The organism is Anaerobacillus sp. ABA4_114 (assembly GCF_056159065.1).
In genome coordinates this window covers 689,014-713,858 of record NZ_JBSWUM010000001.1, presented here as the reverse complement: position 1 = coordinate 713,858, position 24,845 = coordinate 689,014, and the positions used below count along the sequence as shown (strand labels likewise).

Genomic DNA, 24,845 nt, shown 5'->3' with positions numbered 1-24,845 from the left:
CTTCGTCATCCTTCCGCTTTAAGCTCTAATAGTAGATCGCGAAGCTCAGCAGCACGTTCAAAATTAAGCTCACGCGCAGCTTCCTTCATCTCTTTCTCCACATTTTCAATCATCTTCGTACGTTCTTTTTTGTTTAACTTACCTGGCTTAGGTGCAGTGTATTCCTCACCTTCCTCAGCAGCCACCGTTGCGCGAATCAAGTCACGTACTTCTTTCTTGATCGTCGTAGGTGTAATGTTATGTTTCTCGTTATATGCTTGCTGCGTTTCACGACGCCTCTTCGTCTCATTTATTGCAATATCCATCGATTTCGTTATTTTATCTGCATACATGATGACTTGACCGCTGGAGTTACGAGCAGCCCGTCCAATCGTCTGGATCAATGATCTTTCAGACCTCAAGAATCCTTCTTTGTCCGCATCAAGAATTGCAACGAGAGATACTTCTGGGATGTCCAACCCTTCTCTCAACAAGTTAATGCCGACCAATACATCGAAAACACCGAGTCTTAAGTCACGAATGATTTCAATACGCTCTAATGTTTTTATTTCTGAGTGAAGATACCGTACTTTTATGCCCATCTCAACCAAATAGTCAGTTAAGTCTTCTGACATCTTTTTCGTCAGCGTCGTAACGAGCACCCTTTCATTTTTTGCAGCTCGTTTATTTATTTCATCGAGCAAATCATCAATCTGACCTTCGATCGGTCTGATTTCGATCGTTGGATCAAGCAACCCTGTTGGACGAATGATCTGTTCGACTACTTTTGTAGAGTGCTCTTCTTCATATGGACCAGGTGTTGCTGATACATACACGAATTGATGCGCTTTTTCTTCGAATTCTTCGAACCTTAACGGTCGGTTGTCCTTCGCTGATGGAAGCCTGAATCCGTGATCGACTAGAACGCCTTTTCTCGCCTGGTCACCGTTATACATTCCCCTGACCTGTGGCAAGGTAACGTGCGACTCATCTACCATGATCAGAAAATCATCAGGGAAGTAATCTAGTAAAGTATATGGTGTAGCGCCAGCATCACGAAGCGTTAAATGCCTCGAATAATTTTCAATCCCAGAACAGAAGCCCATTTCCGCCATCATTTCGATGTCATACTTTGTTCGTTGCTCTAGTCGCTGCGCTTCAAGAAGCTTTCCTTCTTCATTCATTTTCTTCAGCTGTTCTTCAAGTTCTGCTTCGATCCGCTTGATCGCCATCTTCATTTTTTCTTCACGTGTTACGAAGTGGGAAGCAGGAAAGATAGCAATATGTTCTCGTTGACCAAGTATTTCGCCAGTCAACGCATTCACTTCCGTAATGCGATCGATCTCATCACCAAAAAACTCAACTCTTACGCAGTTTTCATCCCTTGATGCTGGAAAGATCTCAACAACATCACCACGAACTCGGAACGTACCGCGCGTAAAGTTAATGTCGTTACGAGCATATTGAATGTCTACGAGATCACGTAGAAGCCCATCCCTGTCTTTTTCCATTCCAGCCCTTAGAGAGACGACTAAGCTCTTGTATTCCTCCGGATTACCTAGACCGTATATACAGGATACACTTGCCACAATAATCACATCGTTACGTTCAAACAAACTCGAAGTCGCAGAATGTCGTAGCTTATCGATTTCATCATTGATGCTTGCGTCTTTTTCAATAAACGTGTCCGATTGAGGAATATAAGCTTCAGGCTGATAGTAATCGTAATAACTCACGAAGTACTCAACAGCATTATTAGGAAAGTACTCTTTGAACTCACTGTATAATTGCCCCGCCAACGTCTTATTGTGAGCAATAATAAGCGTTGGCTTATTAACCTCTTTAATAACGTTTGACATCGTGAATGTTTTTCCAGTACCTGTCGCTCCAAGTAAGGTCTGATAACGATCATTATTATGCACGCCTTCAACGAGCTTTTTTATTGCTTCAGGTTGGTCTCCTTGAGGCTCATATTTTGAAACCAATTCAAACTGTCTTTCCACCTTAGTCGCCTCCGTTCCTTTTCTTCATAAAATTTATTATAGCATAAAAGATGGCTTTTTCTTCAAATAAAACGAACTGGTATTCCCCTTTTTTTCTATTAGCGCTTCCGATAACGCGCAATCTAAGGTATGCTGAGTGATAGCAAACTGCATGAAAGGGAGTACTAACATTGATCGTTTTTCTCGCAATTCCACTAGGACTAGCAATCGGAGCAATTTCAGGTTTCTTCGGCGTAGGAGGCGGCTTTTTATTAACGCCAATCCTCCTACTACTGGGTTATGAGCCTTCAACTGCTATTACGATCAGCTTATTATATAGCATGAGCACATCTGTTTCAGGAGCTCTTAAACATTACCAACAAAACCATATTCTTTGGAAGACTGTCCTCTTATTATCGATTAGTGGAATGCTAAGCACTCAGATCGCCAAACCACTCGTCCTTTACTTAGAGTCAGTAGGATACGATGAACTTGTCATCTCGCTCCTGTATGTAGGGTTGCTCAGTTATTTTGCATTGTCTATGCTCACTGAGAAAACAACCCGCGAAAAAGCTCAGGGGTATTCCATTTCCCCTGTTCGAACAATTTTAATCGGACTCACCGGTGGGTTTATCTCATCTGTTCTTGGAGTGGGTGGTGGATTCGTGATGGTTCCTTTATTAATAAATGTTCTTTATCTATCCCCACGCCTAGCAATTGGAACGTCTCTTGCAAGCATCTTCATTATCGTATCAACAGGGTTCTTTTCATACATAGGAAGTGTGACGATTCCGTTCTCGCTAGCTTTACTATTAGTGGTCGGTGCATTAGTTGGATCCCGTATCGGTGCAAGTATCACTGAACTTGTTTCCAACGACGTGATTCGAAAATTGCTAGGAACGTTGTATATCTTCACATTGATCAGCGTCATTTTGGAACTTTTCCAATTACCCGTAGCGGGGTTAATTGTTCTTTCTATCTATATAACACCCCTGATCATTTACTTTATCTATCAGTATAGAACGAAAAACAAGCGTCTATTCTCTTCGGAATAGACGCTATTTTATCTTTTTCTTATTTTGTTTTTGTATTTTCGAAGAAAAGTAAAATCCGATTAAAGCAGATAGTATCGTTAAAATAATTAAATGAATCGGGTGATCAAACCCTCCAAAGATTGCCCACATGAAAAGCAGTGCTAATCCAAGACTAACATATTTATTATACGTAACGCGTGTAAACACAACTGCCACAACCGCTGGAACAAGTAAAGCTGCTAATATTTCCTGCATGAGTTGGTTCCCCTCTCTAAAGCATAACTCTTTCTCCATCTTACAACACATTCGTTAGAGAATGCTATGACAGGATGAAATTCTTATACAATCTTATACGATTCACACTCAGAAAAAGGTTGTCGAGGTAAACCTCAACAACCTTATTTTAGCTTTCTCTGGCATATTCGATTGAATCATCCAGACGCTGTTCTTTTACGAACAACAAACCTAACTCATGGTGCTGATCGTTGTAAAGCGCTCTTTGTTCAAATCGAATTTCTCCATTAAAGTCCAAAACCTGAAGCTTACAAAAAGCTGCATTTTGTTGGAGAGCAGTATAAAAATCTGTTCCATTACCTACGGACATGCCGTTCACTTTTGAAATGACTTCCCCTACTTGCAGATTCATTGAATCGGCAGGTGATTCAGGAAGGATTCCTAAAATAACGAGTCCCTCATTCCGCTCATTAAAATATGCAGGTTTATTCATACCTCTATGAAGAAGTAAAATAGCTGCTCTGGCAACTACGATGATTGGGAACACCGAAAGAGCAAGCCAATCAGCACTTATAGTATAGCTTATTACACCTAGAACTGTAGCAAAAGCACCGAGTATGACGACATGAACGCCATTTCGTTTAATTTCTGGTGCAGGCAAAGTATGATGGATTAATTTTCGGAACCCGATAGGCAATGGGAGGATTAGAAAAGAGTACGTCTGATCTCCGAATTGCAACAGGGGCCACCAAGTAGTCGCTTCAATCGTTCCTGAAGGAAGAAAGAGAAAGAGTGGCAACAGCCAAAGTCTTTGTACTTCATGGGCACCAACGAGTTTACCACGCTTACTACGCACCAACCTAGGAGATGTTTGCTTCTTAGCATTCTGATTGATTAAAACTCCTTCGATGATAAGCAATACGCCTGCTAAAATTGCGAGTGCGATTAATGAAACGGAATCAAACCCAGTTTGCCAGGAGTTCAACCATTCACTTCCTAGATCAACAGGTTCATAAAAAAGAACTGCTGCAACTGGAAGGATAAATACAAATGCTGGAGATAAGAAACGCATTTGTCCTGTAATTAGGATTAAAATAGCACTGATACTTAAAGCGACGACGATCCCCATCGGCACGACTAATCCTAACAATAAGTTTAAACCGAATAGTGAAACCCCAGCGATAATCCCTGGAACGATTGCAAACTTCACATCGTCAAGAACGTCATGCACTCGCGTATGAAAATCCCTTCGATCTCGTTTCACTCGTGAGATTCCGATCATAAAAGCTGCCACCAAGCTAATATACGTAAGTGGGTTGATCAAAAAAGATATGATGCCTTTTACTATGGAAAGACCTATCGTTTCCGCCATGATTTACTCCTCCATCTTTCTATTCCTGTCAAAAGAAAATTCCGCAGGATATCCTGCGGAATAGCTTCGACAAAACTAGCTCGTTTCCTTTTCTTAATTTACTTTGCTAGTAGTTCCACAGCCGTTTCTAACTGAATATCGTTTTCTGGATTTCGAATAGACTCTACGATTTTTTCTTGTAGTTTTTGAGCTGTTTCTTCATTGATCTTACCCGAAACGGTTAAATCGTTTGAACGTTGAAATGCTTTAACAGCCGTAGTCGTCTTATCACTAAAGTAACCATCTGTTCTACCAGGTTCAAACCCTAACCCTTTTAGCATAACTTGAGCTGATTCAACCTGTTTATTATTTTGATCATACTGAAGCGTTTTTTCGGTATTTAATGGATTCACATAAAAGTAGGAAGGTTGATCAGCCTTTAATGTTGGCTTGATGCCTTCTTTATGAATCCAGTTTCCATCAGGAGTCAACCACTTAAACATCGTTAGTTTGATATTACTGCCATCACCAAGATCAACTGTTGTTTGGACAGTTCCCTTGCCAAACGTTTTTTCACCAACTAGTTCATAGCCTCCTGCTTCCTTCAACGCACCTGCCAAAATTTCAGCGGCAGAAGCACTTCCTCTATCGATGAGACCAACGATCGGATAGTCCTTCTTTTCTTTAAGAGAAGAGACGGAACGCTGCTTCTCACCTTTTCGATCTTCTATTTGTACAAAGGGCTTATCGTCTGGAATAATTTCTTGAGCGATGTCTGACACGCTATTCAACAAACCTCCAGGGTTGTTTCTCACATCGATAACAAGACCATCGATCCCTTGATCTTCTAGCTTCTTCAGTTCTTTTGAGAAACTTTCAGATGTGTTCTCAGAGAATGACGTAATCTGCAACACTCCGATTGTTTTATTATTCTTTTGTATCGTCTCCGAGTAAACAGTTTCGATCGGAATCTCATCACGTGTCACATCGACTTCTAATATTTCAGAGACACCAGGACGCTGGATACCCAGTTTTACGACCGTACCTTTTTCACCACGAATCTTTAATACGGCATCATAAAGGTCAAGACCCTCAGTACTTTCACCGTCGATCGTCATGATTTTATCATTCGGACGAAGTCCGGCATCTTCTGCAGGGGAATCTTTATAAGGTGAGACGATCGTTACCCTGCCATCTTGCATATTCACTTCTGCACCAATACCTTCAAACGAAGAACCTAACGATTGGTTAAACTGCTCAGCAGTTTCTGGATCCATATAAACGGAATAAGGGTCTTCAAGGGTATCAAGCATTCCTTTTATTGCACCATCAAGCAAATTCTTTTGGTCAACATCACTTACATAGCGATCATTTATGAGTTCGTAAGCTTTATTGATTTTCGTGAGTTCCTCAGAATCAATGTCATTTTCAGAGCCGTTCGCTACAGATCGCTCGATTCCTCCCTCAGAACCATCTTGAAAGAACGACATGACGGCGTATGTACCTCCAGCTCCCACAAGTAGGGCAATGACGACAAGTAGGCCGACAACCTTCCCTTTTATATTCAATCTACTCACCTCTTCTAGTTTGAAAGAAAAGGCATCACACCTTAGCGATGCGATGCCTTTTCATCTTATTGTACTATATGACCGGCTTGTTTTCATTATGTTTCCAACTATAGGAGCCAACACTTGTAAAACAGAGCCTTTATTATTTTAAGGTAGGTAGTTTAAAGGATTAACGGCATTCGACTTACTTTGGTTCCAAGATCCTTTGTGAACTTCAAAGTGTAGATGCTGTCCTTTTGAAGCTCCCGTGTTCCCCATCGTTCCAAGGTAAGTACCTGCGCTTACTGATTGCCCAGTGGAAACGCCAAGGTCTCTCATGTGCGCATAAACTGTTGTGAACATTTGACCATTGATGCTATGCGTTAGGAATACAACGTTTCCGTAGCTGTCTGAATAATACGAACGTAGTACAGTTCCATCTGCTGCTGCGTAAACTGGGTTTTTACCGCCTTGTGCGATATCAATCCCTGCGTGGAATGAACCCCAGCGTTGTCCGATTCCAGAAGTAACTCGTCCTGCAGTTGGCCATCTGAAGCTTGAGCTGCTTGAAACAGCAGGAGCAGGTTCGCTTGATGCTGTAGATTCGTTCGAACTGCTAGAGTTATTGCTTGTAGCTGCCTTCTTTGCCGCTGCCTTTTCAGCTGCCGCTTTCTTTGCTGCTGCTTCACGAGCTGCAGCTGCTTTTCTTGCCGCTTCTTCAGCACGCTTAATTTCTTGTTGAACTGCTTTTTCTTGTGCTTTTAGAATTTCAGCAGTTTCATTGAGGTCCAACATGTGGTCATGAAGCTCACCCTCTTCATGTTCAAGGGACGCCATCAACTTATCTTTTTCAGCTTTTTGAGCGCTGAGTTCTTTTTTAAGAGACTCTAGCTCAGCTTTCTTTTCTTCAAGGGAAGCGAGCTTCTTCTCGACTTCTGCTTTCTTCTCTTCTACCGCTAGTTTGTCTGCTTTGTGCTCTTCAAGAATCTTCTTATCTTGTTCAGCAATCGTGTTTAGAGCTAGAACACGTTCCACAAAGTCACCAAAGCTAGACGCACCAAGAAGTACTTCCATATAATCTACAGAACCTCCGTTGTTCTGTTGCATGGAACGAACGCGGTCTTTTAGTAGCTTATCACGTTCTGCGATACGCTTTTCGAGAGCCTTGATTTCTTCTTTAAGCTGTTCTACTTCAGACATCGTCTCTTCGATTTCTTTTTCTTTCGTAGTGATCTTGTTATCTGTTTCCGCTACAGCTTGATCGATACGACGAATTTCTGCTTGTACTTGTTCTTGTTCTTTCTTAACTTCTTCTAGCTCAGATTCCTTTTCTTTAAGGTCATCTGCATTTTGTGACTGCTTATCTTTTACATCATCAAGTTTCTCGTCAAGTGAATTCGCTTGTATAGGTGCTGGTGAGACTGTAGTCGATAATGTGCTTAACCCGAGTGTAATCGTTAATGCCGTGGCCATTACTTTAAACTTCAATCTTTCTTCCTCCCCCAAAAATAGACAATCTATTTATCTTTTAATTTGTTGTTAGACTTTCAAAAACTTTCGCATGGACGTAAGACTTCCCCAGACTCCGATGATGACGCCAAGAACAACTAATAGAGCTGCAAGCTGGTATACAAACGGTGTTACTGGTAATAGGTCGATAAAGAAAGTAGGGTATCTCGTGCTGATTAGATCTGTTAAGAAGTAATAGCCATAAATCAATACGCCTATTGGAATCAAAGCTCCAAATATACCGATCAGGACGCCCTCGATAAGGAACGGCCAGCGAATAAACCAGTTTGTCGCACCTACTAATTTCATAATCTCAATTTCAGTTCTTCTGGCAACAATTGTTAGTTTAATTGTGTTTGAAATGAGGAACATAGCAGTGAATAGAAGGCCTATTACGAGCCCTAGTCCTACATTTCGTGAGATCTCTAACACTTTAAACAATCTATTAACGGTCTCTTGACCGAACTCAACATTCTCTACGTACTCAAATTGCTTAATTTGATCAGCAACGCGATTGATGTCTTGAGGATCGCTTGTCTTGACGACAAACTCATCACTCAATGGGTTTTCGTCTTTTAGTGATTCGAAAACTTCACCTTGATCACCAAGATTATCGATTAGGTTATCTAAACCTTCTTCTTTTGACTGAAACGTAACAGATTCAACTTCAGAAATGTTTTCGATTTTCGCTTTAAGTTCATCCTGCTGTTCTTTCTCAGCTGTAAGATCGATGAAAGTTCTGATCTCAACATCTTCTTCTAACTGATCTCCAAATGCATTTAAGTTTAATACTAATGTTAGGAAAACTCCTACTAATAGGAGCGTTACAGTAACTGCTGAGATGGATGCAAAGCTCATCCATCCATTTCGACCGATGTTCTTAAACGCTTCTTTACTGTGTCTTCCAAACGTTTTAATCTTCATACCCGTACTCACCTCTTGCTTCATCACGGGAGATCAAACCGTCTTCAATTGCAATAACACGCTTCCTAAAGGAATTTACGATATCCTTATTATGAGTTGCCATTAATACAGTTGTACCGCGATTGTTAATTTCATCAAGTAAATTCATAATTTCCCATGCTGTGTCCGGGTCCAGATTACCAGTCGGTTCATCTGTTAACAGGATCACGGGATTATTTACGATCGCTCTTGCTATTGAAACCCTCTGCTGTTCTCCACCTGAAAGCTCATCTGGTAGAAATCTTGCTTTGTTTTTCAAGTTCACTAGACTTAAAACATCCATTACACGTTTACGAATGACTGTTTTATTTTCTTCGATGACTTCAAGAGCAAAAGCGACGTTTTCATAGACAGTTAGCTTTGGAAGAAGTTTAAAATCCTGAAAGACCACGCCAATGTCACGACGCAGTTTAGGGACGTTCTTATTCTTCATCTTTCCAACGTCTTTGCCATTAATGATAATCTTTCCACTCGTCGGCTTTTCTTCCCGATACATCATTCTCATAAATGTTGATTTACCGGCTCCACTTGGGCCAACTATGTAAACAAATTCACCTTTGTTGATTTTTACATCTATACCATTAATCGCTTTTATTCCGTTTTTGTATGTTTTCCATACATCGTTCATTTCGATCACGTTTTACCACTTCCTACTTGCTAAAGTCATGATGCAATCTATTAGGATCTAGGTGTTTATTATTAGCTTGATTCGTTTTATCTCTTACATCTGAAGATATTATAACAAACAAATTCGATATTTTAAGACAAATTTTTATTACATTTCTGTTTCAATAGCTTCTTGTTTTGACATGTTTTGCAATAGTGGTTTAATAATGTCCTAGAAACCCTATCAGATTGGGATTTATATTATAGGCCATTTTTGTCGAAATACGATTATCTATAAGTGAATTAAAAAAGCAAATACATAACGCATGTGCTCTATTTGTTGAAAAAAGCATTAAGAACTATCTGCTAATTGGAATAGTATTGATTTCCGCTCCAGGATGCTCGCTTTCCGTGGGGCGGGCGGTGAGCTTCCTCGTCGCGCGCTCCTGCGGGATCTCACCAGTCCCTCATGTCCCACAGGAGTCGAGCATCCTTCCGCTCCAACCCGCGTTATAATAAGGTTTTATTGAGAGAGTAAATCAACTCAATAAGATATAAAAAAATTGCAGGCATAGTTGATAAAAGTCTTATTTGATTTAAACGGACTATAGAAGGAGTGAATACCCTCAAAAGGCGTTTGAGTCTCACACGTTGTTCACAAGAAAGCAAGAGGTATTAAAACTCCTACATTAATGAGAGCAAAACAACAAACAGAGCACATGCATTTGCATGTGCTCTTCGTTTATTTCATATTCGCTAACCAACTCGCAAGATTCTCTGCTTCTTCTCCCTCGACAAGGTTCGCTGGCATTTGGCCTTTACCATTTTGCACGATGTTTAAGATTGTATCTTTAGAAAGGCGTTCACCGACATTCGTTAAGGCAGGTCCTACATCACCTTTTAAGTTCTCACCATGACATTGAAGACATTGTTGCTCGTAGGTTGCTTCAGCAGCTTCAACATCGTAGTCTTGTGCTGAATCTCCTGATTCTTCTTCAGTCGTTTCATCAGAAGAACCTTCATTCATCGCACCCTCATCTCCATTATTTCCACCACAAGCTGTAAGAGCCATTGCGAGCACGAGTCCAAATAAAACTGTTAGCCACCTTTTCAACATTACCACCCCTGTAATCAAGTTAAGAAATGCTACTTTTACTATAACCTGCTTACTCTCTTTTAAAACCTTCACCAAGCACTTCAGTTGCATTGGAGACGATTACAAATGCAGATGGGTCGATGCTCTTTACAAGCTGTTTTAACTTTGTCACTTCATTTTGAGTTACGACAACCATCAGGATCGGACGCTTGTCGTTGGTATAACCACCCTGACCAGAAATTCTTGTTACACCACGGTCAATGACGGAAAAAATCCCTTCTCGAAGTTCTTCTTCTTTTTCAGAAATAATAAGAGCCATCTTGGAATATCCGAATCCTAATTGAACAACATCGATTGTTTTTCCAGTGAGGTACATGGCGATCAATGCATAAAGGGCAGCTTCAAGACTAAACACAAATGCTGAAGCCGCAACGATTAAGCCATCGATAATAAATACACAAGTACCTAAAGATAGCCCTGAGAACTTATTCACGATTTGTGCAGCAAGGTCAGTTCCTCCCGTCGAAGCCTTGCCACGGAACACGATCCCAAGGCCAAGACCTACTCCAAGTCCTCCAAACAAAGCTCCAAGTAAAGGATCTGTTGTAGCGGGCTCTACATTTTCAGTCAACTTTACAACAAAAGGAAGAAACAGAGTGCCTGCTAGTGTCTTTGGTCCATACTTTTTCCCGAGAAAGATGAGTCCACTGATAAACAATGGGATATTGAACGCCCATTGGACATACGCTGGTTTCCAATCGAACACACCTTTTGTAATCGTACTTATACCACTTACGCCACCGGACGCTATACTATTTGGTAGTAGAAATAGATTAAAGGCGATCGCCACGATAGCGGATCCTACCAGTACACTTATGTATTCAAGAATTAGTCGTGAAAAAGAATCTCTCGCTGTGAATTTCGTTACTGTTGCAATCATGGTTTATTCCACTCACTTGTTCATTAAATTTCAATCATATTTTTGCTATTTTTCAGGCAAAATCCTTCAGTAGTATATCACCGTACTAGTAGGGTGTAAACCGCACCATAGCAGCGCGTTATCATGCTGAAGTGGCGTCGATTTGTTGTAGGATGCCCACTACAAAAAAAATAATCCCCTGCATGTGCAGAGGATGTTTTTAAGAGATTGTATTAATCATTTAAACGGGAGCGAAGGTAAGCATCGATGAATGGGTCAAGATCTCCATCCATCACTCCCTGGGTGTTACCCATTTCAACATTCGTACGGTGATCTTTCACCATATTATATGGATGGAAAACGTAAGAACGAATTTGACTTCCCCATCCAATTTCTTTTTGTTCGCCGCGGATTTCATCTAATTCGGCTTCTTGCTCTTCTAACTTTCGCTGATAGAGCTTTGCTTTCAACATCTTCATCGCTTGATCACGGTTTTTAATTTGAGACCTTTCAGACTGACAGCTCACGACTACGTTTGTCGGAAGGTGCGTGATACGAACCGCTGAGTCAGTTGTATTAACATGCTGCCCACCAGCACCGCTCGCTCTATACGTGTCAATTTTTAAATCTTCTGTTCGGATGTCGATTTCGATTTCATCATTGAACTCTGGCATAACTTCGCAAGAAACGAACGACGTATGACGACGGCCACTCGAGTCGAAAGGCGAAATGCGTACAAGGCGATGAACACCTTTTTCAGCTTTAAGATAACCGTACGCATTATAGCCTTTGAAGTTTAGGGTCACACTCTTTACTCCAGCCTCGTCTCCAGGCAAGTAATCAAGGGTTTCAACTTTGAACCCTTTCTTCTCACCATACCTTGTGTACATACGCAGAAGCATCGAAGCCCAGTCTTGAGACTCGGTACCCCCTGCGCCTGGATGGAGCTCTAAGATCGCGTTATTCTTGTCATGCTCCCCGCTTAGTAATAAGGTGCGTTCGAAATCATTAAGGGATTTCTTTAAGTCTTTAATCTCAACCTCGAGTTCCTCGAAGAGTTCTTGATCGTTCTCTTCCTTAACTAGTTCGTAGGATACTTCAAGGTTCTCATAGCTTTCTTCAAGAGCATCGAACTCGTGTACCATTTCTTTCAACGCATTAGACTCATTGATGACTTTTTGCGCTGTATTTTGATCGTCCCAGAAACTAGGAACGGTCATTTCTAATTCAAGTTCATTGATACGGGCTCTTTTGTTCTCTAAGTCAAAGAGACCCCCTAAAGTCATTTAATCTTGTTTCTATCGTGTTCAATTCACTGCGAATTTCATGCATTTCCATAATCGTACACCTCAACTAAATTATTTACATAGAACGGGCAGGTACTCGAAAAGAGCACCTGCCCGGCATTACATTACTGAACTTTGCCGTGACATTGTTTATATTTCTTGCCACTTCCACATGGACAAGGATCGTTTCTTCCTATGTCCTGCTTTTTCTTAACAGGCTTTGGTTTTGATGATCCTTCTTCTTTCGGATTCACCGCTTGACCTTCTGCTACTTTCTCACGCTTAAGGTTGTTTTCAATTTGTGCCTTCATGATATAAGTAGCAACTTCTTCTTCGATTTCAGCGATCATATCTTCGAACATCTCGTACCCTTCAAACTGGTACTCACGAAGAGGATCGTTTTGACCATATGCTCTAAGGTGGATCCCCTGACGCAGCTGATCCATTGCATCGATATGGTCCATCCATTTACGATCGACGCTTCTTAGCAGAATTACTTTTTCGAATTCTCGCATACGCTCTGGTTCGAACTCTGCTTCTTTCTGATCATAGTTAAGTTTCATTTTCTCAACTAATAGTTCTACGATTTCTTCTTTATCTAAGCCTTTAATGTCTTTAACCGTTACCTGACCTTCCTCAAGGAAAATACCACGAGCATGGTCGAGTATCGCTTGGTGATCCCACTCTTCCTGAATATCCTCGTCACCAGTATGAGCGTCAACAATTCGGTTGATGACTGAGTCCAGCATTTTTTCTACGATATTTCGCAAGTTTTCAGATTCCAACACTTCGTCACGCTGAGCATAAATAATTTCCCGCTGCTGTCTCATGACATCATCGTATTGAAGGAGCTGTTTACGTGCGTCGTAGTTATTACCTTCAACTCGTTTTTGAGCAGACTCAACGGCTCTAGATACAAGCTTAGATTCAATCGGCTGATCTTCTTCCATTCCAAGTCTGTTCATCATGTTCATCATATTATCAGAACCAAATCGACGCATCAGTTCGTCTTCCATAGAAATATAAAACCTTGACTCACCAGGATCACCTTGACGACCAGAACGTCCTCGTAGCTGGTTATCGATACGTCTACTTTCATGACGTTCTGTTCCTAGTATGAAGAGACCGCCTGCTTCTCTTACACCTTCACCGAGCTTGATATCAGTACCACGGCCCGCCATGTTCGTTGCGATGGTTACCGCCCCTGGCTGACCAGCTGATTCAATGATTTCTGCTTCACGAGCATGGTTTTTCGCATTAAGAATATTATGAGGGATGCCTCGTTTCTTGAGAACTTGAGAAATCAATTCAGATGTTTCAACAGCAACTGTACCGACTAAGACCGGCTGTCCCTTTTTATGTCGTTCTTCAATTTCTTTTGAAAGCGCCTGGAACTTTCCGTTCATTGATTTATACACAAGGTCAGGGTAATCAACACGAGCGATCGGCTTATTCGTCGGAATTGCGATAACATTCATGTTATAGATATTACGAAACTCTTCTTCTTCCGTCTTCGCTGTACCGGTCATACCAGAAAGCTTTTCATACATTCTGAAGTAGTTCTGGAATGTAATGGTTGCTAGCGTCATACTCTCCCGCTGAATAACCAAACCTTCTTTTGCTTCTATTGCTTGGTGCAGACCGTCACTATACCGACGTCCAGCCATCAAGCGCCCTGTGAAGGAGTCAACGATGACGACTTCCTCATCCTGAACAACGTAATCGGTATCTCGCTGCATGATAAAGTTAGCTTTCATCGCCTGATTAATATGATGATTAAGCTGCACATGCTTATAATCAAACAAGTTTTCAATCGAGAAGAATTTTTCAGCTTTTGACATTCCATCTTCAGTTAACTGAACGTTCTTCGTCTTGATGTCGATCGTATAATCGGTTTCTTCATTTAATACACGCACGAACTGATTTGCTTTAATATAGAGCGTCGCAGATTTTTCAGCGTTACCCGAAATGATTAGTGGCGTTCGAGCCTCATCGATCAAGACAGAGTCAACTTCATCGATGATTGCATAATGCAGTGGCTTTTGGACTTTTTCTTCCTTATATAGCACCATGTTATCTCTTAAATAATCAAAGCCGAACTCATTGTTTGTTCCATAAGTGATGTCAGCTGCATACGCTTCAGCTTTTTCATCTTTAGATAAACCACTGATATTAAGACCCACCGTTAATCCAAGGAATTGATAGAGCTCGCCCATTTCCTCTGCGTCACGCCTTGCCAAATATTCGTTAACTGTGATGACGTGAACACCTTTACCTGTTATTGCATTTAAATAAACTGGCATAGTCGCACTAAGCGTTTTACCTTCACCAGTTTTCATCTCTGAGATATTACCTTCATGCAAAGAAGCGGCACCCATAATCTGTACAGGGAACGGTCTCATTCCAAGTACACGTTCAGAGGCTTCACGTACTGTGGCAAAAGCTTCAGGCAGTAACTTATCGAGCTTTTCACCTTTCTCAATCCGTTCTTTATACTCAGTTGTCTTACTTTGTAATTCTTCATCGGATAAGCTTTTCATCGCTTCCGAGTAGGATTCAACTTGATCAGCAATCTTTTGTAAACGTCCAACTTGACGCTCGTTGCCGTTTGGAATAATTTTACGTAATAAACCTTTCATAGAAACGCTCCTCTTTTATTGTCAGTAGAGTGCTATCGATTCAGTTAATTCTTTTAGTTCTATGTATACATTTTAACAATTCCTTGACGGGGGCACAAGAAAGTTCAAGCCCCTACCATCATAAAGGGACAGAGGGTTTTCCCTCTGTCCCTTTGATTATTTATATTAGTCTTGTTCGATCAAACCATATTTTCCGTCTTTTCTGCGATAGACAACGCTTGTATTTCCAGTGATCGCACTTGAGAATACGAAAAAGCTGTGTCCCAGCATATCCATTTGAAGGATTGCTTCTTCAACGTCCATCGGTTTGAATGTGAATCGTTTTATTTTAACGACTTGAAGTTCATCTTCTTCGGGTTCTGCTTCAGCAACGCTTGTCATCGTAGGATTAAGTTCATCGCGGAACATATATTTTACGCTTCCTTCCTGACGGAATTTGCGATTAACTTTTGTTTTATGCTTCCGGATTTGTCTTTCGAGTTTTTCGACTACTAGATCAATAGCTGCATACATATCCTGATGTTCTTCTTCTGCTCTTAGTAATAGATTAGGCATCGGAATAGTTACTTCAATCATCTGTTGATCGTTGTAAACTTTCATATTTACATGAACATCAGAGTTAGGTGGAGTATCGAAATACCTTTCAAGTTTACTTACCTTCTTCTCAGTATAATCTCTCATTGCAGGTGTAACCTTAATGTTTTCACCACGGATGTTGAAATTCATCATGTGGCACTCCTCCTTCCATCTATGAGTATAGTATTCGTTATACCCGTTCACTTTCCCTTCATAAACTTTCAAAAAAATAAGGTTTTTTTACGATATATTAACAAGATGTTGTTTTTTTCGACATTTTTTTACATATCCTTCTTATATCTTCTTGCTCTTCCACAAAAATAAAAAGCCCTTAGAAAATAAGGGCTTCATTCATTAGCTGATTAAGATACTTTTTCTACATTAGCAGCCTGAGGACCGCGAGCACCTTCAACGATTTCGAACTCAACAGTCTGGCCTTCTTCTAGAGACTTAAACCCTTCACCACTGATCGCTGAAAAGTGAACGAAAACGTCGTCTCCATCTTCTCTCTCAATAAAACCGAATCCTTTTTCATTGTTAAACCATTTTACTTTTCCTTGCATGCTGTTCAACATTCCCTTCAGAAATCTTCATGGCATTAGCCATACCTTCACTATACGCCCGCTCTCCCCACCTGTCAAAGGGATGTTTTTGTTGATATGGCACGAATGGAGGCGCTTTCCCCAAAACTTTTCGACAAGTGGTTTAACTCCTACAAAGAGTTAAAGAATATACGGCTTTTGCCCCGCTTTTACCTAACGCATCAGCTGCTTGATAAGCAGTTGTACCAGTTGTATAAAGGTCGTCTAAAATAAGAAGGGTTTTGCCTTTTATCAGATGGTCGTTAGATACACGAAACATTTTTACTGAGCGATTTATCCGTTCATGCCTTGTTTTCTTACTTTGTTTTTCTTCGTGGTGAATTCGTACAAGACAGTTACTTAGTCTGTTTGGCACTTTCTCTAACCATATATCACACTGATTGAATCCTCTGTCATAAAGCCTCTCGATACTCAGAGGAATTGGTATAACGAAATCGATAAATTTATACGATTTCTTTATCGTTTTTGAAAGCGTGCTATTAAACGCTCTGCCAACCTCCGCGTCACCTCGATACTTATATAGTGTAAGAACTTGCTTCATAAAATCGTTGTATTCAAACAAGGAGCGGTTATGAACCAAACCATTCAGAAAACTTTTTTCAACCCACCTTTGGCAATCCAAACAAGTTTTCTCGTGAATATATTCTCGTTTCACCTTCGAAAGTGGGCGTCCGCACTTTAGACAAATTTCCCCGGAAATAGGAGCAAGTTTCGACTTACACTCATGACAAACATTCCACTCTTCTTCAAAAAAGGAGAACATCCCCCATGAAACACTGTTCATCACTTCTTCACACCATACACACCTTTTCCCTTGAGCCATCCTCTATTTGTCAGCCTCCACATTCATACTTTTTATATGTCGAAAAGCTAGGAGCATGTCATTCGTTTTTCCATAATGAAATAGCGCAACTTCTCCATCAGGATACTTTTCACTTCTTCCTGCTCTTCCTGCAATCTGTACGAGTGCACTCTCCGTAAAGATATCTGCTTCTGCACCTAGAACACCTATCGATACATTTTCAATCGTTACACCTCTTTCTAATATTGTTGTTGTAAGAAGCAACCGGTAATTACGGTTTCGAAACCCCATAACTTTTTCCACACGATCGGCATCTTCCGAATGAACAGTTTCACAGTCGACCTGAACCTCTTCAAATAAGGAGTGAATACGTTCAGCTAATTTAATAGAAGGAACAAATAACATTACTGGTTTCTTCTCACGAAATTGCTGTTCGATCCACTTTAATAAGACAGCTGGAAGTTTTCCCTTCCGTATATGTTTCCTCCAATTTCCAACCCAAGTAAACTTCGGCGTAGGTAATGAGTATCCATGGTAACGCACAGGGATTCGAACGTAAGGTAATGCGTTGTCTTTCACTTGTTTAAGGATTTTTCTCGAAGGGGTCGCTGTAAGATAAACTAACGCACCATTAACTTTCCTAGCCTTATCAACGGCATATTGTAAAGAAGGATCGTATTCATATGGGAAAGCGTCAACTTCATCGATGATCATGACATCGAAACAGTCTTTGTAACGAATTAATTGATGAGTGGTGGAAATGATGAACGGGGACAACGAATCATCACTTCCTCCATACAATCCAGAAATGGCTATGGTTGGAAAAGCCTTTCGAATTCGAGGAAGAAGTTCAAGTACTACATCCGTTCGTGGTGTAGCGATACAGATCGTTTTGTTTTCATAAATAGCTTGTTCGATGCCTTTGAATAATACTTCTGTTTTTCCGCTACCACACACAGCCCAAACCAATAGCCTTTCGTTCTTTTGTATCGCAAGCTTTACTTGGTCAGAGGCTTTATTTTGCCCATATGATAACTCGCCATTCCAGTCTAATAGAGTCGGAGGGTAAGTGAGGGATGAGGCAGGAGAGAAATATAATGGCGAGCAGGAGCTTACTCTTCCCATTTTGATACACTTTCTACAATATCTACAGTTACTACATTTACACCTTGCACAAGGATAGAATCCGAAAGCATCATTATTTCCACACCTTAGGCAAGTATGTTTACTCGATATTAACTGTATTCCTGCTTCTATTTGAAGATAGCCATTCATGTAATGTTTATGGAGTTGTTCTAAAGGAAAAGGGATTTCATCTATCAGAAGATGACGCCCATTAAGGAAGGTTAATAGCTCATGGGAGGGGGTGTAACTGTGATCAATCGGTTGTGGTTCGAAAACGGCAAAGTGGCTGATAGGGTAGTAAGTGCCATTCTCTGTGTTCGATATCCCTTCAGGAACAAGGAATGATTTATTTTGAAAAGTAGAAGAAGCAAATCTCATCGATTTACTTCTTCTTTAGGCTGCATCATGGACGATACCAGCCAATCCCTAGAGATCCTTCTCCAAGGTGTGTAGCGATAACAGGACCGAAGTAACTTAGAACAACCTCAATATTCGAGTGGTCCCCTTCAAGCTTGTCCTTCAGTTTCAAAGCTTCATCCTTATTATTCGAATAAATGATCGTCACTTTGATGTAATCTCCTTGCTTCGCATCTTCATCGAATAACGAAAGAATTTTATTTACTGCTTTCTTCCTCGTTCTAATCTTCTCATATGGAACAATTTTCTTATTCTCAAATGTCAGAACAGGTTTCACTTGCAGCAAGTTACCTACAAACAATTGAGCGGTATTTAGGCGACCTCCTCTATGCAGATGACTCAAATCATCCACAACGAAGTAGGCAGGCATGCCTTTTTCCTTCATGTCATTAAGTCTTTCTAGAATGACTGTTCCACTTTGACCTTCTTGAGCCATTCGTGCTGCTTCTAGCACATAGAAACCTTGCATCATACAGCTGATTTCAGAATCAAAAACGTGAACGTCCGTATCGACCATTGAGCCTGCTGAATGAGCAGATTGATACGTTCCACTAATACCACTTGAAAGAGTGATCGTTATGATCTCCTTATGATTCGCTGAAAGTTTCTCGTATGCTTCTACAAAACTTCCTATCGAAGGTTGTGAGGTTTTCGGCAAATCATCATCATTTCGAATTTGATCAAAAAATTCCTCTGCTTTTAGTTCTTTCTCTTCAAGATAGGATTCATTCCCAAATATTACGCTGAGAGGAACCATCGTAATATCATATTCATCCAGAAGCTCTCCTGGTATATATGCAGTGCTATCGGTAACAACAGCCACAGTTTTCATATTAACGCCTCTCTTCAATGATACTTTTGTTAGATTGCAGCTAAGCTAATCATAGAATAATTTTCGCCATGTGCCAACAGATCTATAGAATGTTTTCATAATATTTGTCAACCACAATTGTCATATTTTTTAATCGTAATGTCGAAAAATGAAACATTTAGTAAAATAGCCCACTATTATGTTACATGATTGTAATCTCATGTTCATCGCTCTGTTATCTATATCCTGTAAACTAGCAATCGTAAAGAAAAAATAAAATGTTTAATATATTTCTTCAGGGGGAATTATATAATGTTTAAGAAAGTTGTTATTACTACTACGATCGCTGGGTCTCTTCTATTAGCACCAAACGTAAGTGAAGCTGCACTTGGTGATCAAACACTTTACAACGGCATGAAGCACTCTGACGTAACTGAACTACAAAATCTACTAGATAGCAAAGGCTATTTTAACTACCATACAGCAACAGGATATTTTGGATCTATCACAGAATCTGGTGTACGTAGCTTTCAACGCAGCGCAGGCATTACAGTTGACGGAGTTGTTGGACCACAAACAGTAAAAGCATTGAACGGTGGAGCATCTGTTCAATCAACTAGCCAATCTACTTCTAGCTACTCAGGAACTGTTCGTCACGGTGATCGCGGGCAACAAGTATCAAACCTACAAAGTCAACTTAAAGACAAAGGCTACTATAACTACTCAGTTGATGGAATTTTCGGATCTATCACTAAAAGAGCAGTTATGAACTTCCAAAGCGCTAACGGCTTGACTGTCGATGGAATCGCTGGACCACAAACATTTGGAGCACTTTCAGGCGCTTCTACGGCTGCACCTTCTTCATCGAACGATAGCTCCGTAGCTAGCACGTCATCTGTCGTACCTATTGCAAAACAATACATAGGTGTACCTTACGTTTGGGGAGGGTCTACTCCTTCTGGATTTGACTGCAGTGGTTTTCTACAATATGCATTTAACAAAGCTGGCGTTTCCCTTCCTCGTACTGTAGCGAGCATGTGGGATGCAACGAGCAGCGTTTCTTCTCCATCAGTTGGGGACCTAGTATTCTTTGAAACATACAAAGCTGGCCCATCTCACGCTGGTATCTACCTTGGCGGAGGCAAGTTCATCCATTCATCATCTTCTTATGGTGTAACGATCAGCAGCATGGACAACTCTTACTGGGCACCACGTTACCTTGGAGCAAAAGAAGTTTAAGCCACATATTTAATGAAGGAACTCCTATTATAGGGGTTCCTTTTTTGTTGGTGAAATAAAACTAGGAATCTTTAAAACTAGTTAAAATAAAAAAGATGCGCATCAGCGCACCTTTACCCAACCTTTTTTAATCGCTTCTACAACCGCTTGTGTACGATCGTTAACGTTCATTTTCTGAAGTATGTTCGATACATGGTTCTTAACCGTCTTTTCACTAATGAACAGCTCTTCTCCAATCGAACGGTTACTTTTCCCATCCGTTAGTAATTGAAGAACTTCACACTCTCTACGTGTCAAAATATGAAGTGGCTTTCGATACTCAACTTCTTTAAAACCGATTTGAGCTGTTGTTCTTTTGCCTTCTGTAGCAAGTCTTCTATATTCATCTACTAAGTTGTGAGTTACTTTTGGATGAATGTATGCTCCTCCTGAAGCTACTACTTTCACAGCTTCTACAAGAGAATTTGCATCCATTTCTTTAAGGAGGTAGCCAGCAGCTCCTGTTTTCACAGCATGAGTAACGTATGTTTCATCATCATGAATCGAGAGAATGATGACTTTCGTATCCGGAACTTGTTCAATTAACTGCCTTGTTGCTTCTACACCATTTACATGAGGCATATTGATGTCCATCAAAACGACATCTGGCTTATGGTCCTCAACAAGGCGAAGCGCGTCTCCGCCATCATCGCCTTCAGCGATCACTTCAAAATCATCTTCCATATCCAAAATACGCTTTACACCTTCACGAAATAATCGATGGTCATCTATTATAACAATTTTAGTTAAAGCTTTTGCTGTATACATCGCTTACACGCCCTCCTGTTCATGTATCGGGATTCTTATCAAAATATATGTACCCTTTTTTGGCGTTGAATCAACTTTAATCGTACCATTTAATAAGCCGACTCGTTCTTTCATTCCTAACAAGCCGAAAGATTGATCTTTACGCACATTAACATCGAAACCAATTCCATTATCTTGAATCGTTACCACAATCTTATCACCATCTAGATTCAGGTCAACATGTATTTTACTTGCTTCTGCATGTTTGATGGCATTTTGAACGGCTTCTTGCACAAGACGGAAGATCGCTGCTTCTAATCGTACGTGCAATCGCTGTATTCCTTCATAGTATTCGAACGTAATATCAGCATTTGATCGTTCATCTACTCTATTCAAGTATTTTAACAAAGTTGGTATAAGACCGAGATCATCAAGAGCCATTGGCCTGAGGTCATAGATTAACCTTCTTACTTCTTTCAATGCATCCTCAATTAAACTGCGCATGTCTTTTATCTCTTTAAACGCTTCGTCTTTCCCTTTTTTCTCATAAATTCGTTCAATTATCTGTGATCGTAACAATACGTTCGCAAGCACTTGTGCGGGCCCATCATGGATTTCTCTCGATAAACGCTTTCTTTCTTCTTCTTGAGCTTCAATGATGCGAAGACCATACTCTTGTTTCCTCTTTGCATCTTCAATCGCTTCGCCATACTGTCTCAATTCACCACCTAAGAAACTAAGGACGGTAGAAATTTGACTCATAAAAGACTCAGCTTTGTCAGATGTTTTTCTAACAGAGGTAATTCTGTTTTCTATACCAGCTATTTGATCTTTCAACCTTGTTTCTTTCTCAATACTAATGGAGAGGTTAATCTGTGCTTCCGAAGCTTGTTCATACGCTCTTCTGATCACTGGTTCTCCATAATTGTGAAAGTTTTTGCTGATTTTCACAAGCTCAGCTCTTGCAATTCGATCTTCTTGCAACCTGTTTTCTCTCAATTTCTGAACAGTGCTCAACTCTTCCTTTAAAAGTTGAAGTTGTTCATTTAATTCTTGATATTCTTCGTGAGAGTGCTCTCCAATTTCGAACAGCTTTGATTTGCTTGTATTAATGCTTTCCATTGTTTTATCCAGTATGGCGTCTAGCGCGTTTGGATCTAACTTTTGAAAACTCAAGCTTACTCCTCCATTTCTTTAGGAGACGGACGGCGAGAAAAGATAGTCCAAAAGTACTTCTTTTACAAAATTCGTATCGGACCGTCTGTTTATGTCATCAGAATTAATATTTGATGGATTAAATTAGGACAATTATAATGAATATGTCTAAATCAAGGTTGTCCCCAAGTCTCATTACTATTCTTTATTAATTTACTATTCGATAATAAAGAACAAATCCCCTTCCGATGATGAAATTGTGAGGGAATCTGGAGGTTTTACATATGCTCAATTCCTACTTAACCGTTAAAGGTGAAGGCGAACATGAAATCGTTATTCAAAAATCTCGCTTTATCACTCACGTTAAACGGACTACTACTGAAGAAGAAGCTCAAGCGTTCATACAACATATCAAAAAAAAGCATAACAACGCTACCCATAATTGCTCCGCTTATTTAATTGGAGAACAGGATCACATTCAAAAAGCAAACGATGATGGAGAGCCATCAGGAACAGCTGGTGTGCCGATGTTAGAAGTATTAAAAAAGAAACAATTAAAAGATACTACCGTCGTAGTTACCCGCTATTTCGGAGGGATTAAACTAGGTGCAGGAGGCTTAATCCGTGCGTATGGACAATCTGTCTCAGAAGGTATAAATGCTACAGGAATCGTAGAACGAAAGCTAATGATAAAGATACAGACAAATATCGATTACACTTTACTCGGTAAAGTCGAAAACGAGATTCGTTCGTCGAATTATATACTCGAGGAAATAAATTATTTAGACAACGTTCAAGTGATCGTTATCGTAGAGAGAGGTGAAGAAGAAGATTACATAGAGTGGATAACTAATTTAACAAGCGGTAAAGGGATAATAACCGTCCTAAACCAACTGTATATTGAAGTTGATGTTTCAGTTTAATTCGAAAATTATATCGATATAATTTAATAAAAACCTTTCCCTATCTTCCCATTATTTTGATATCATAATGGAGTATGGCTTTTTTTGTCGAAGCATATAACTAAGTTATCGAGAATTAGCATGAAAAAGTTTTCATTTTCACGAAAGAGGGAAATGTTATGTGAATGCATAGTAAAGTAGGTGAAAAACATGCCATCATGGCTTGACCTTAGCATCGCTTTCTTGATAGCACTATTCACTACTGTGGCCGTTACACCGTTAGTGATGAAGCTAGCTATAAAGATGGGTGTTGTTGATCAGCCTAATAATCGAAAAGTACACAAGAAATTAATGCCTAGACTGGGCGGTTTAGCTTTTGTAATTGGCTTTTTTGCAGGCTACCTATATTTATCACAGTTTTTGGATACTCCACTAAGAATTATACTTGGAGCAGTGATTATTATCATTGTTGGTATACTCGATGATAAATATACTCTTAGTGCAAAAGTAAAATTTATCGCACAGATCGCCGCTGCCCTACTCGTAGTCAGCACAGGCTTAACGATTGATTTTGTGGCTCTTCCGTTTATAGGAAAAATTGACCTTGGCATTGCAAGCTACGCAGTAACTGTTTTCTGGATCGTAGGCGTTACGAATGCGATCAACTTAATCGATGGACTGGATGGATTAGCTGCAGGTGTATCAACAATCGCGCTTACTTCCATCTTTACTGTAGCAGTGTTAAATAATAATATTTTTGTCGCTGGTATCGCGATCATCTTGATCGGTGGTACGTTAGGATTTCTACTCTTTAACTTTCACCCTGCAAAGATATTCATGGGTGACACAGGAGCATTATTTTTAGGCTATATGATCGCCGTGCTCTCTGTAATCGGCTTTTTCAAAAGTGTCGCGATCTTTAGTTTTGTATTACCTGTTCTAATATTAGCTGTTCCAATCTTTGATACATTTTTTGCCATCATAAGAAGAATTAAAAACAAACAGCAAATTTCAGCACCAGATAAATTCCATTTACACCACAACCTTTTAGCTTTAGGTTTTGGGCATCGTGGGACCGTGTTGATCATTTATTTAATGAGTGCGCTGTTTGGCTTATCAGCCATCGTTTTTACATCCTCCGTGGTGTGGGGAACATTGTTTATCATCGGTATCTTTTTGTTCGCCATGCAATTTACTTCAGAAATATTAGGATGGCTTAAAGAAAAGCCAACGCCTATATTATCGACGATTAAAAAATTATTAGCCCTGATTCAATAAAAAAACA

General features: G+C 40.1%; 22 protein-coding genes. 4 read left to right on the top strand and 18 right to left on the bottom strand.

Annotated features, from left to right (window positions below; genetic code table 11):
- Positions 1–5: 5 nt before the first annotated feature.
- The gene (uvrB, locus tag ACXAEY_RS03400) at positions 6–1,982 is read right to left on the bottom strand and encodes an excinuclease ABC subunit UvrB (protein WP_270180097.1); all 1,977 of its coding nucleotides are present in this window, start codon (positions 1,980–1,982) and stop codon (positions 6–8) included.
- Positions 1,983–2,152: 170 nt separating this feature from the next.
- Between uvrB and ACXAEY_RS03395 the strand changes: the two genes are divergently transcribed.
- Positions 2,153–3,016, top strand: coding sequence for a sulfite exporter TauE/SafE family protein (locus ACXAEY_RS03395; RefSeq protein WP_474810514.1), 864 nt, complete (start codon positions 2,153–2,155; stop codon positions 3,014–3,016).
- A gap of 3 nt (positions 3,017–3,019) precedes the next feature.
- On the opposite strand, the gene ACXAEY_RS03390 is transcribed toward ACXAEY_RS03395, so the two are convergent.
- From ACXAEY_RS03390 to ACXAEY_RS03320, 15 genes are all read right to left on the bottom strand, one after another.
- Positions 3,020–3,250, bottom strand: a complete 231-nt coding sequence (locus ACXAEY_RS03390; RefSeq protein WP_474810512.1) for a DUF2198 family protein — start codon at positions 3,248–3,250, stop codon at positions 3,020–3,022.
- A 148-nt stretch (positions 3,251–3,398) separates the two neighbouring features.
- Positions 3,399–4,601 carry a PDZ domain-containing protein gene (locus ACXAEY_RS03385; RefSeq protein WP_474810511.1) on the bottom strand — a complete coding sequence of 401 codons (1,203 nt, stop codon included), beginning with the start codon at positions 4,599–4,601 and terminating at the stop codon, positions 3,399–3,401.
- A gap of 98 nt (positions 4,602–4,699) precedes the next feature.
- Positions 4,700–6,142 (bottom strand): S41 family peptidase, encoded by a 1,443-nt coding sequence (locus ACXAEY_RS03380; protein WP_474814720.1) that lies wholly within the window; start codon positions 6,140–6,142, stop codon positions 4,700–4,702.
- A 153-nt stretch (positions 6,143–6,295) separates the two neighbouring features.
- Positions 6,296–7,615: a murein hydrolase activator EnvC family protein gene (locus ACXAEY_RS03375; protein WP_474810510.1), complete on the bottom strand. Its 1,320-nt coding sequence runs from the start codon at positions 7,613–7,615 to the stop codon at positions 6,296–6,298.
- 51 nt (positions 7,616–7,666) lie between these two features.
- Complete coding sequence (gene ftsX / locus ACXAEY_RS03370) at positions 7,667–8,560, bottom strand: permease-like cell division protein FtsX (RefSeq protein WP_270180102.1); 894 nt, start codon at positions 8,558–8,560, stop codon at positions 7,667–7,669.
- The gene (gene ftsE, locus ACXAEY_RS03365; RefSeq protein ID WP_270180103.1) at positions 8,550–9,236 is read right to left on the bottom strand and encodes a cell division ATP-binding protein FtsE; all 687 of its coding nucleotides are present in this window, start codon (positions 9,234–9,236) and stop codon (positions 8,550–8,552) included. The genes ftsX and ftsE overlap by 11 nt, the downstream gene beginning before the upstream one ends.
- A gap of 711 nt (positions 9,237–9,947) precedes the next feature.
- On the bottom strand, positions 9,948–10,319 hold the full coding sequence (locus ACXAEY_RS03360; protein ID WP_474810508.1) for a c-type cytochrome: 372 nt from the start codon (positions 10,317–10,319) through the stop codon (positions 9,948–9,950).
- Between the two features lie 52 nt (positions 10,320–10,371).
- Positions 10,372–11,241, bottom strand: a complete 870-nt coding sequence (locus ACXAEY_RS03355; RefSeq protein WP_270180105.1) for a YitT family protein — start codon at positions 11,239–11,241, stop codon at positions 10,372–10,374.
- Between the two features lie 212 nt (positions 11,242–11,453).
- A protein-coding gene (gene prfB / locus ACXAEY_RS03350; RefSeq protein WP_270180106.1) for a peptide chain release factor 2 occupies positions 11,454–12,558 on the bottom strand; the annotation gives its coding sequence in 2 pieces (ribosomal slippage) (positions 11,454–12,485 and positions 12,487–12,558; 1,104 coding nt in all).
- A 73-nt stretch (positions 12,559–12,631) separates the two neighbouring features.
- Positions 12,632–15,145: a preprotein translocase subunit SecA gene (gene secA / locus ACXAEY_RS03345; RefSeq protein ID WP_474810505.1), complete on the bottom strand. Its 2,514-nt coding sequence runs from the start codon at positions 15,143–15,145 to the stop codon at positions 12,632–12,634.
- A gap of 165 nt (positions 15,146–15,310) precedes the next feature.
- Positions 15,311–15,871, bottom strand: coding sequence for a ribosome hibernation-promoting factor, HPF/YfiA family (gene hpf / locus ACXAEY_RS03340; protein ID WP_474814718.1), 561 nt, complete (start codon positions 15,869–15,871; stop codon positions 15,311–15,313).
- A 212-nt stretch (positions 15,872–16,083) separates the two neighbouring features.
- Positions 16,084–16,284 (bottom strand): cold-shock protein CspD, encoded by a 201-nt coding sequence (gene cspD / locus ACXAEY_RS03335; protein ID WP_136947176.1) that lies wholly within the window; start codon positions 16,282–16,284, stop codon positions 16,084–16,086.
- A gap of 142 nt (positions 16,285–16,426) precedes the next feature.
- Positions 16,427–17,107, bottom strand: coding sequence for a ComF family protein (locus ACXAEY_RS03330; protein ID WP_474810503.1), 681 nt, complete (start codon positions 17,105–17,107; stop codon positions 16,427–16,429).
- A 42-nt stretch (positions 17,108–17,149) separates the two neighbouring features.
- A complete protein-coding gene (locus tag ACXAEY_RS03325; protein ID WP_474810501.1) occupies positions 17,150–18,250 on the bottom strand; it encodes an ATP-dependent helicase ComFA in 1,101 nt (366 codons plus the stop codon).
- Between the two features lie 403 nt (positions 18,251–18,653).
- Entirely contained in the window at positions 18,654–19,499 is an 846-nt protein-coding gene (locus tag ACXAEY_RS03320) for a DegV family protein (protein ID WP_474810499.1), read from the bottom strand.
- A 291-nt stretch (positions 19,500–19,790) separates the two neighbouring features.
- Between ACXAEY_RS03320 and ACXAEY_RS03315 the strand changes: the two genes are divergently transcribed.
- On the top strand, positions 19,791–20,717 hold the full coding sequence (locus ACXAEY_RS03315; RefSeq protein ID WP_474810497.1) for a C40 family peptidase: 927 nt from the start codon (positions 19,791–19,793) through the stop codon (positions 20,715–20,717).
- 102 nt (positions 20,718–20,819) lie between these two features.
- On the opposite strand, the gene ACXAEY_RS03310 is transcribed toward ACXAEY_RS03315, so the two are convergent.
- Together ACXAEY_RS03310 and ACXAEY_RS03305 are read right to left on the bottom strand one after the other, a co-directional pair.
- Entirely contained in the window at positions 20,820–21,524 is a 705-nt protein-coding gene (locus ACXAEY_RS03310) for a response regulator (protein WP_270180112.1), read from the bottom strand.
- A gap of 3 nt (positions 21,525–21,527) precedes the next feature.
- Entirely contained in the window at positions 21,528–22,679 is a 1,152-nt protein-coding gene (locus ACXAEY_RS03305; RefSeq protein ID WP_474810494.1) for a sensor histidine kinase, read from the bottom strand.
- 263 nt (positions 22,680–22,942) lie between these two features.
- Here ACXAEY_RS03305 and ACXAEY_RS03300 point away from each other — a divergent pair, with 263 nt between their 5' ends.
- Positions 22,943–23,581, top strand: a complete 639-nt coding sequence (locus tag ACXAEY_RS03300; protein ID WP_474810492.1) for a YigZ family protein — start codon at positions 22,943–22,945, stop codon at positions 23,579–23,581.
- 189 nt (positions 23,582–23,770) lie between these two features.
- Positions 23,771–24,838 (top strand): glycosyltransferase family 4 protein, encoded by a 1,068-nt coding sequence (locus ACXAEY_RS03295; protein WP_474810490.1) that lies wholly within the window; start codon positions 23,771–23,773, stop codon positions 24,836–24,838.
- The last annotated feature ends 7 nt before the right edge of the window (positions 24,839–24,845 follow it).

Coding starts and splice junctions, on each gene's coding strand:
- ACXAEY_RS03390 (WP_474810512.1), bottom strand. CDS start 3,250: ATGCAGGAAATATTAGCAGCTTTACTTGTTCCAGCGGTTGTGGCAGTT.
- ACXAEY_RS03385 (WP_474810511.1), bottom strand. CDS start 4,601: ATGGCGGAAACGATAGGTCTTTCCATAGTAAAAGGCATCATATCTTTT.
- cspD (WP_136947176.1), bottom strand. CDS start 16,284: ATGCAAGGAAAAGTAAAATGGTTTAACAATGAAAAAGGATTCGGTTTT.
- ACXAEY_RS03325 (WP_474810501.1), bottom strand. CDS start 18,250: ATGGGAAGAGTAAGCTCCTGCTCGCCATTATATTTCTCTCCTGCCTCA.
- ACXAEY_RS03315 (WP_474810497.1), top strand. CDS start 19,791: ATGTTTAAGAAAGTTGTTATTACTACTACGATCGCTGGGTCTCTTCTA.
- ACXAEY_RS03295 (WP_474810490.1), top strand. CDS start 23,771: ATGCCATCATGGCTTGACCTTAGCATCGCTTTCTTGATAGCACTATTC.
- ACXAEY_RS03300 (WP_474810492.1), top strand. CDS start 22,943: ATGCTCAATTCCTACTTAACCGTTAAAGGTGAAGGCGAACATGAAATC.
- ACXAEY_RS03355 (WP_270180105.1), bottom strand. CDS start 11,241: ATGATTGCAACAGTAACGAAATTCACAGCGAGAGATTCTTTTTCACGA.
- ftsX (WP_270180102.1), bottom strand. CDS start 8,560: ATGAAGATTAAAACGTTTGGAAGACACAGTAAAGAAGCGTTTAAGAAC.
- ACXAEY_RS03320 (WP_474810499.1), bottom strand. CDS start 19,499: ATGAAAACTGTGGCTGTTGTTACCGATAGCACTGCATATATACCAGGA.
- secA (WP_474810505.1), bottom strand. CDS start 15,145: ATGAAAGGTTTATTACGTAAAATTATTCCAAACGGCAACGAGCGTCAA.
- hpf (WP_474814718.1), bottom strand. CDS start 15,871: ATGAATTTCAACATCCGTGGTGAAAACATTAAGGTTACACCTGCAATG.
- ACXAEY_RS03330 (WP_474810503.1), bottom strand. CDS start 17,107: ATGAACAGTGTTTCATGGGGGATGTTCTCCTTTTTTGAAGAAGAGTGG.
- ACXAEY_RS03310 (WP_270180112.1), bottom strand. CDS start 21,524: ATGTATACAGCAAAAGCTTTAACTAAAATTGTTATAATAGATGACCAT.